We start from the raw sequence: 9,065 nt of genomic DNA, 5'->3' as shown, positions 1-9,065 counted from the left end.
ATGAGTTTCTTCCGCTTCTCTTCGTTCCGGTCAGAATGACGCAAACTTTACATTACACATGAACAAACTGCTTATCAATACCCCTCAAAACGTCAACTTTGAATACAAGTTGGCCTCTGTCGGCTCACGGTGTATAGCCTTTGCCATAGATTACGGTATCATCCTGCTTTACTACTTTTTTGTCTTCATGATTTTGATGAGGGTAGGCATATTCGACCGTATGGACAAATGGGCTGCCTGGGGCCTTTCCTCCCTACTCATTTTGCCTGCTTTGTTTTATCCCTTTATCCTAGAGACCTTTATGGAAGGTCAGACCCTAGGCAAGCGTTTGATGAAGATCAAGGTGGTCAAGATAGATGGCTCGCGCGCGACACTCTACCAGTATTTTATCCGATGGATCAGCAATACGGTAGACATATTCCTCAGTATGGGTGGCTTGGGGCTGACCATGATCATCCTCACCAGAAACAGCCAGCGTATCGGCGACCTTGCTGCTGACACAGCCGTCATCAGCATCAAAGAAGATGTACGCCTCAAAGAAACCTTATTCGAAGAAATCACGGCAGAACACAGTACCACTTATCCCGAAGTCATCCAACTGACCGATCAGGATATGAATGAGATCAAAGACATTTATAAGATAGCCTACGACCGCAAGAACTACAAGATCATCCAAGCCCTGGCCGCCAAGATCGAGATTTTGATCGGCATCAAGGCACAAGTAGCTCCCGAAGATTTTATCGCGATCGTGATCAAGGATCACTATTATGCCTTTAGGGATTTATGATGTAGAGACGCAATGCATTGCGTCTCTACAAACGATATTATATATTTTACACCTTTCGCTAGCACACGAATCCTTTCGTGTGCTTATTTATCGAGGCACACGAAAGGATTCGTGCGCCAACATTAGAAAATAAAACAATTACACTACCACAGCCGACGAGGTTTGTGCCTGACGGTCTACTTTCTTGACCAAACCTTGCAATACATTGCCCGGTCCTACTTCTACAAAAGCCTCTGCTCCATCTGCCAACATATTTTGGACAGTTTGTGTCCAGCGAACAGGTCCCGTGAGCTGTGCAATTAGATTGGCCTTGATTTGTGCAGGAGTGGTGTACGGTTTGGCATCGACATTCTGATAGATCGGACATGAAGGAGCCTTGATTTCAGTAGCTTCAATGGCTGTTTGCAATTCAACCTTAGCCGGTTCCATCAGTGGAGAATGAAAAGCTCCACCTACATTGAGCTTCAAAGCTCTTTTTGCACCCGCTTCGGTCAGGAGTACACAGGCTTTGTCCACCCCCTCGATAGAGCCCGAGATGACCAATTGTCCGGGACAATTATAGTTGGCTGCGACGACAACATCTTCTACTTGCGTACAGACACGTTCCACGACTTCATCTTCCAATCCTAGGATAGCAGCCATCGTGGAGGGTTGCAACTCACAAGCCTTTTGCATAGCATTGGCACGTTGAGACACCAGTCTCAAGCCATCTTCAAACGATAGCGCACCGGCAGCGACCAAAGCCGAAAATTCGCCCAAAGAGTGTCCTGCCACCATTGATGGCTGAAATGTATCGCCTAAAGCTTTAGCCAAAATAACCGAATGCAGGAATATTGCCGGTTGTGTGACTTTTGTCTGTTTCAGATCTTCGTCCGTACCGTTGAACATGATATCGGTAATACGGAAACCCAGTATCTCATTGGCTTGTTCAAACAGTGCCTTGGTTTGTTCGTTCAAATTATAAAGGTCTTGACCCATTCCTACGAACTGGGCACCTTGACCCGGAAAGATATATGCTGTTTTCATGTTTCAAAGTAAAAATTAAAAAATTAAAAATAAAAATTATTATACCCTGCTGTCCGTAGAGTTCGAAAAATTTTCCCAAAGTTTTGAACCTTCCCTGGCCTTAGACTTCCGAAGAGTGTCTAAGGACTTTCAAATAAAGCGAAGTCTGTGACTTCGTACGTAAAAAAAATTCGTAATTACTCTTCCTCCGGCACGAACGCCAAGGATAATAATCTCTTAGGATCCAAGAATTCAATCGCCAAATCCTGAATGTCCCTTGTACTGACGGTATCGATCTTGGCAAAAACTTCCTCCAACGTCACGATCCGATCGTAGTCCAGGATATTCTTTGCTTCAGCAATGATCATGCTCATACGGTTTTCTTCTGCCAATGCTATTTGACCTTTGAACTTCTGCTTGGCTCGTTGCAATTGTGTCTCCGTAAACCGCTGTTGACGCAATTTATCCAATTCCTTGTGTACTAAACGGACTGCCTTGGGCAGTTTGTCCTCATCCGTACCCAAATAGATATTGATATGCCCGGTATCTTTGTACATCGTAAAATTTGATTCAATCGTGTACGCTATACCATATTTTTCGCGGACACCCAAGTTGAGGATAGAGCTCATACCCATTCCACCCAACATATTATTGAGCAACAACATACCTGTTTTACGCTCGTCAAAATAACCAAATGTCTGCCCCCCCAACATATAGTGTGCTTGATGGATTGGCTTTTTTACGATATTGTCCAACGCACGAGTAGGTTTAATGATTTCCGGCTCTCGTGCTGTTTTATTGGAAGGTATACGTCCGAATATCTTTTTGCTCCATCTTTCTATCTGCGATGGGGTATAATTGCCCGCTATCGCTACGACAATTTGTTCGGTGTCGTAGGTATGCCGGATAAATGCCAACACGTCTTCGCGTTGGAGATGTTGCAGGTCTTCTTCCAACCCAAGGATATTATGTCCTAATCCGGTTCCGTCAAACATCAAATCTTCAAAATCATCCATGATGGACTCTTCGGGACTGTCCCTATAGGAGGCCATCTCATCGAGGATGACACTTTTCTCCTTCTCCAGTTCGTCCTCCGGAAAGACCGAATGAAAAAGCACATCTTCGAACAGGTCCAAAGCTCTTTCCAGATAGGGATTGAGAAAGGAAGCATGCAAGCAGGTATATTCTTTGGTGGTATAGGCGTTGAGATCTCCTCCAACCTGTTCCAAGCGGTTCAGAATCTGATTGGTCGACCTTCGTTCGGTACGCTTGAACAACAGATGCTCAATAAAATGTGCTACTCCAAACTTGCCTTTTTCCTCCTGCCTCGACCCTGCATTCACGATTAGGCAACTGTGCGTGATGGGCGAATTTTGGTAATGCAGCAATACACGAATGCCATTGTCCAGGCGGATCAGATTGTATTCTTTCATGTAGCGCCCGTTTAAAGAAATAAAGGCAGGGCCTTCTTCATCCGGGAGATGACTTCCTCCTGGCCCAATAATTCCGTAACCAGAAACACATCCGGCCCAAACTTTCCACCGACCAACATAATACGATAAGGCAACATCAGTTCACCCATTTTCATGCCGGACTGCGCTATTTTGTCCTTAAAAAGAGGTTCCAACACCGCTGCTTTCCACTCGGATTGCTCCTCAAATATATGGACAATGTCCTCGAAAAAAGCGGTTTTGTCTGTATTCCATTTTGGTTTGATCGCCTCCACGTCATATCGCTCGGGGTGCACAAAGAAAAAGGAGGCCTGTTGCCAAAAATCGGACAGAAAGGTCAACCTCTCCTTGACAGCGGATAGCACCGCATCTATCAATGCCGGATCTGCTGTCAATACACCGTTGTCTTTTAGCAACTTGTCGATCTCCGGCAACAGTTGATCGTTTGTCGTATTTTTTATCCATTCATGGTTGAACCATTTGGCTTTTTCGTAATCAAATTTCGCTCCGCTTTTGCTGATCCGTTCTACAGAAAATTTCTCCACCAGTTCTTCCATCGTGAAGATTTCCTGATCCGTACCGTCGTTCCATCCGAGTAGTGCCAACATATTGACAAATGCCTCCGGCAAAAAGCCCAGTTCCCGAAAACCTTTAGTCAGCTCTCCCGATTTTGGATCTGCCCAATTCATGGCATATACCGGAAAGCCCAATCGGTCTCCATCCCGCTTGCTCAACTTTCCATTTCCGTCAGGCTTCAATATCAATGGTAGATGCGCCCATTCAGGCATTTCGGCTGCCCAGCCCAAATATTCCCATAGCAACAAATGCACTGGGGCGGAAGGAAGCCATTCTTCTCCGCGAAAGATATGGGATATTTTCATAGCATGATCATCGACTACCACGGCCAAGTGATAGGTCGGCATACCGTCGGCCTTGAGCAGCACCTTATCATCGACCAATCCGGTCTCAAAAGTGACACGTCCCCGAATCATATCATCGAAAGATACGGTCTCTTCCTCCGGCATTTTGATGCGAATGGTATGGGGATGCCCCTCAGACAAAAGCCGTTGAGTCTCTTCTTCTGGAAGGCTCAATGAGTTTCGTAAATTCAACCTGTTTTCATGGCTGTACCTAAAGTTGGCAAACAGTTTGCGCTGTTCCTCCAATTCTTCAGCAGTATCAAAAGCATAGTAGGCATAGCCGTCATTGATCAATTGTTCGGCGTACTGCCTATAGGAGGGCTTACGTTCGCTCTGGCGGTATGGGCCGTATGCTCCGGGTGTGACCGGACTTTCATCCGGTGAAATACCACACCATGCCAAACATTCGTGGATATACTCCTCGGCTCCCGGCACAAACCTCGTCTGATCTGTGTCCTCTATCCTTAAAATAAAATCTCCTTGATGCTGCTTGGCAAACAGGTAATTGAACAAAGCTGTCCTTACACCACCCAGATGTAATCCCCCTGTCGGACTAGGTGCAAATCTTACTCTTACTTTTTTCTGCGAACTCATACCGCAAAATTACGCATTACAAATGATATGAACGATAGTGGAAGTGATTAAGGGCAGGAGAGGCTGTTTGTTATAAAATAAATGGAGGTTTTCTTTAGACAAGTTTTCTTTGTCCTCTATGCCGGACGGGCATGGTACTTTTGACCGCAAAAGTACCCAAAACTCGCCGCTTCGGACATTTGACACAATGGTAGTGCATCCCACTACTATTGTCAAATATCCGGAGGCGGCATTTATCGGGGCTGTAAGGATAGTGCTTCAGCATGGTCTTGTTTTTAATAGCACTGTCTCAAAAACGACCCACGCCGACACGAACCGAGCGGAGCTAGGGGCATCCCACCACACCTCCCGTTGCAGGGCTATCCCTCCCGATGTTGGTGAAATGGACGGGCGCTATCCACAAAAGTTAACTTTACCTGCACATCAATACGTTGTCTGCAAGCCAGAGTAAAAAGGACTAACCTCCACCGACCTTGATTCATTTGGACAGCAAGCCCGTGGAGATCCCGTTCCCGAGATCGGGACGAGCTTTGACGGCCTTACAATTTGCAGTATGCAAGCCATACCTAGTCCAGCGCGGAGGGTTGTGTGTTGGAGACCTCGTATGGCGCTTCGGGATTGGAGCGTGGCGGCTGGAGCAAATTAATCACAGTCTTGCCCTTTGCTTACTTTGGGACAAGCCAACCTGAGCGAAGCGAAAGCATGTGTGCCTATGAAAACAAACACAAACACATAACTAAGTCGCCATGCGCCGGCGACAGAGGCGCATAAAATAATCCTCCGTTAACTATAACCATCATCAATACCACAAAAACTATTTCAAAGACATTATCTACCACAACAAATAGACATTTATCTCCTTTTATCCACAAAAATCGTTAATTTGCATACGCAAAAGGCAATCTATGGATCCTTACAAGTACAATAAACAGCTTTGGAAAATCCTTTTATTGGTCTTCGCGGCCTTATTGGCAGCTAGTTCCCTATTGTACACCAACTATCTCGTCAAGAACCTTTCAAAGTCTGAAAGAACAAAGGCTGAAGTATGGGCCATGAGTACAAGAAGCATCGTCACCATGCCCGACATAGATGATCAGTTTATCAGTTTCATCTATGCCGTTCGCGATAGCCTTTCCTTGCCAGCCATCATTACCGATGAGAAGAGAAACATCATTTTCTGGCGGGACCTCGATCCTACAAAAACCAACATCGCTCAAGAAGATAGTGTACATAACCAGTTGAAATACGACCCCGATTACTTTCAAAAACAGCTCAAAGACATGGAGCGTCGACATCCGCCGATCACGATAAAACTGGAAACTGGAGAGAAATGGTATGTGTACTATCAAGAGTCGAATGCTCTCCGGCAACTTCGCATATTTCCCTATATACAATGGTTTACCATCGCTATCTTTCTGGTCATCGCGTACAGCATATTCAATTCCATCAAAAAATCAGAGCAAAACCTTGTTTGGGTGGGTATGGCCAAGGAAGCGGCACATCAATTGGGCACCCCTCTGTCTTCGTTGATGGGTTGGCTGGAATTATTGCGTCTAAAATATGGGGAGACAGAAAAAGACAATGTCATGGACGAAATGGAGCGGGATGTCAAACGCTTGGAAATCGTGGCAGACAGGTTTTCAAAAATTGGTTCTACCCCAGTGCTGTCCAATCACAATGTCTACAATGCGGTCAACGATTTTATCCAATACTTTAAAGTACGAACGAGCGACAAAATCCTGTTCGAATTACAAGGAGACAAACACGTAGAAGCCGGAATCAATGTCCCCCTATTTGATTGGATTATCGAAAATCTACTCAAAAACGCTGTCAACGCCATAGACAAAGAGGGGAAAATAACCGTAAACATTTCGGAAAATATTGCAAAAGAGGAAATTTTTATAGACATTAGTGACACCGGCAAAGGAATATCAAGATCAAATTTTGAACGGATCTTCCAACCCGGGTTTACCACACGTAAAAGAGGGTGGGGTCTTGGACTGACCCTGACCAAAAGAATGGTAGACTATCATGGAGGACAAATTTTTGTAAAAGAGTCAGAAACCGGAAAAGGAACAACCTTTAGAATAGTACTAAAAAGCAACTTACGTTATGAACCAACTCAAGTCTGATGAATATCCCGCGATTTTCAGCGATTATATCGACACGGTGACCAGGGATATCCGCGAGGAATTAGAAGATCATCTGACATCTTTCCCCGAATTCATCCGATCCATCCCCGAAGAGAAAGGCATCTACCGGTATGCGGAAGAAAAATGGACAGTGAAGGAAACACTCTGTCACATTCTCGATGCTGAACGTATCTTTGCTTACCGTGCCCTACGCTTTGCCCGAAATGACATGACCGCTTTGTCGCCTTTCGAGCAGGATGAGTTTGTGGCCAATGGAAGACACAATGAGCGTTCTTTTGAAAGCATCATCGAGGAGTTTGTGCCCTTACGCAAAGCTAATCTGGTTTTGTTCGACACTTTCAATGAGAACGAGCTCAACCGGAAAGGTATGGCTTCGGACAGGCTCATCAGTGTACGTGCTTTGATCTACATCATTGCCGGACACCTCAACCATCACCGCTCCATCTTGAAAGAACGTTATCTTGTATAAGTATGATTTGGTTCCGAACATTCAGCCTAGCAGAGATCAACAAAATATTTGATCGATACATGACCCAATATCTTGGTATACAGGCTGTCGAGATACGAGATAATGCATTGATTGCCACCATGCCTATCACGGACAAAGTAAGACAACCTTTCGGCATCCTGCATGGCGGAGCTTCGGTGGTGCTGGCCGAATCGATAGGTAGTATTGCCTCCAATCTCATCATCGACAGTTCGAAATATGTAGGCGTAGGGTTGGAAATCAATGCCAACCATGTACGATCTGCCCGCGAAGGAACAGTCAAAGGAATTTGTACGGCAGTCCACATCGGCCGAACTACCCATGTATGGGATATCAAGGTCTATGACGACCACGACCGCCTGCTGTGCATATCAAGACATACCGTGGCGATCGTGGAGAAGGGGAAACTTAAATAGGGCTGTCAATAGAGAAAACCAAAAAGCCAGAGGGGCAACTTATTGCCAAAGCCCAGTTCTATATCGTCGGCTACGATATAGGCTCGTGGGATCCCTGCAATCTGCTTTCGGGATTTGTCCCGGCCACCTACTTCAAAGGTATATGTGTCGTCGACAAGAAAATCCCCTTTTTCTGCGAGGCTGATCTTATGTCCCGCGTTCCTTATCTGATTGAGAAAAAAGGTTTCGCGTATGGTTCCCTGATCGGGATTTTCCCGTAAAGCGAAAGAAAGGTTCGTGTTTTCGAGATATACCTTATCAGGTTTCTGTAACGCTGCAACACCTTGCGTAGATTTGTTCACGAGATTGAGCAGATATGCCCGTTCTAGATGATGCAAGAAATTATTGACCGTATCGCGCCCCAACTGAAGTTTCTGTGCCAAGGTCGAAATATTGGGTTCAAAAGGAGCTGACTCGGCTATCACCCCCACGAGTCTTTTGATCTTAACGGCATGTGCCGAAGAATAATTTTGTATGAATGCCAGATCTGTGGATATGGATGTATCAATGACCTGCAATAGCCTTGTCAAATAGTGTCTGCCTTGCTGTTCGTTGGTAAAAGGTAGATAGCCTTTGCTGAGATATGCACGAAACAGGGGTAGTGGCGTTTCGATATCGGTCTTGATTCTTGCAGCTGTCTGTGCGGGATCTTTCAGTATTTGTTCTAACGAGACAGTTGGTAAGGTCTTATCTTGTGTGAGGTTGAGATACTCCCTAAATGACATACCGGGCAATGTAAATGATAGTACCCGGCGGCTTAGGTCACTTTCACCACGATAGATGTCCAATGCCGAAGATGCCGTAAAATAGACTTTCAATTTGGGAAACCCATCATAAATGTTCTTTAGTTCACGAGACCAATTGTGGTATTTATGGACTTCATCGATATACAGAGCTTTTCCTCCGTTTTGCACCCATATCTTTGCCGTATCCAAAAGCGTATGTGTATACAGCCACGGATGGTCTGCGGTTATGTAAAGACTTTGGTTACCTTTGGGCTGCCCGAACTTCAAATGCTGGAGCAACATCGTTGTCTTACCTGCCCCACGCAAACCCCTAATGGCGAGCATACGGCTCTCCCAAGGTAATTTATGATAAAGAAAGCGGTAAAAATCCCCATCCACTTCCTGCATCAGCGACTCCTGATATTCGAGCAGCGTTTCCATGATTGACTTATATTTACCACAAAAATAAGTAATAATTGACTTGAACA

At 45.3% G+C, this 9,065-nt stretch carries 9 protein-coding genes; 5 read left to right on the top strand and 4 right to left on the bottom strand.

The window, feature by feature from the left end; all coding sequences use genetic code 11:
- Positions 1-58: 58 nt before the first annotated feature.
- On the top strand, positions 59-787 hold the full coding sequence (locus G5B00_RS05775) for an RDD family protein (RefSeq protein ID WP_163872312.1): 729 nt from the start codon (positions 59-61) through the stop codon (positions 785-787).
- A 138-nt stretch (positions 788-925) separates the two neighbouring features.
- Here G5B00_RS05775 and fabD read toward each other — a convergent pair whose 3' ends face one another.
- From fabD to gltX, 3 genes are all read right to left on the bottom strand, one after another.
- Positions 926-1,813 carry an ACP S-malonyltransferase gene (fabD, locus tag G5B00_RS05770; protein ID WP_163872311.1) on the bottom strand — a complete coding sequence of 296 codons (888 nt, stop codon included), beginning with the start codon at positions 1,811-1,813 and terminating at the stop codon, positions 926-928.
- 176 nt (positions 1,814-1,989) lie between these two features.
- Positions 1,990-3,225 carry a M16 family metallopeptidase gene (locus G5B00_RS05765; protein ID WP_163872310.1) on the bottom strand — a complete coding sequence of 412 codons (1,236 nt, stop codon included), beginning with the start codon at positions 3,223-3,225 and terminating at the stop codon, positions 1,990-1,992.
- Positions 3,226-3,236: 11 nt separating this feature from the next.
- Complete coding sequence (gene gltX / locus G5B00_RS05760; RefSeq protein ID WP_163872309.1) at positions 3,237-4,757, bottom strand: glutamate--tRNA ligase; 1,521 nt, start codon at positions 4,755-4,757, stop codon at positions 3,237-3,239.
- A gap of 118 nt (positions 4,758-4,875) precedes the next feature.
- Between gltX and G5B00_RS05755 the strand changes: the two genes are divergently transcribed.
- From G5B00_RS05755 to G5B00_RS05740, 4 genes are all read left to right on the top strand, one after another.
- Positions 4,876-5,208: a hypothetical protein gene (locus G5B00_RS05755; RefSeq protein WP_163872308.1), complete on the top strand. Its 333-nt coding sequence runs from the start codon at positions 4,876-4,878 to the stop codon at positions 5,206-5,208.
- A 454-nt stretch (positions 5,209-5,662) separates the two neighbouring features.
- Entirely contained in the window at positions 5,663-6,889 is a 1,227-nt protein-coding gene (locus G5B00_RS05750) for a sensor histidine kinase (protein ID WP_163872307.1), read from the top strand.
- The gene (locus G5B00_RS05745; RefSeq protein WP_163872306.1) at positions 6,870-7,379 is read left to right on the top strand and encodes a DinB family protein; all 510 of its coding nucleotides are present in this window, start codon (positions 6,870-6,872) and stop codon (positions 7,377-7,379) included. Before G5B00_RS05750 ends, G5B00_RS05745 begins: the two co-directional genes overlap by 20 nt.
- Before the next feature lie 2 nt (positions 7,380-7,381).
- Positions 7,382-7,813, top strand: a complete 432-nt coding sequence (locus G5B00_RS05740) for a hotdog fold thioesterase (RefSeq protein WP_163872305.1) — start codon at positions 7,382-7,384, stop codon at positions 7,811-7,813.
- 5 nt (positions 7,814-7,818) lie between these two features.
- Here the strand turns inward: G5B00_RS05740 and G5B00_RS05735 are convergent, their stop codons facing one another.
- Entirely contained in the window at positions 7,819-9,018 is a 1,200-nt protein-coding gene (locus G5B00_RS05735; RefSeq protein ID WP_163872304.1) for an ATP-binding protein, read from the bottom strand.
- Positions 9,019-9,065: the final 47 nt, after the last annotated feature.

Source organism: Parapedobacter sp. SGR-10, from assembly GCF_011030405.1.
GTDB lineage: Bacteria > Bacteroidota > Bacteroidia > Sphingobacteriales > Sphingobacteriaceae > Sphingobacterium.
This window is presented reverse-complemented; position numbering and strand designations above follow the sequence as displayed.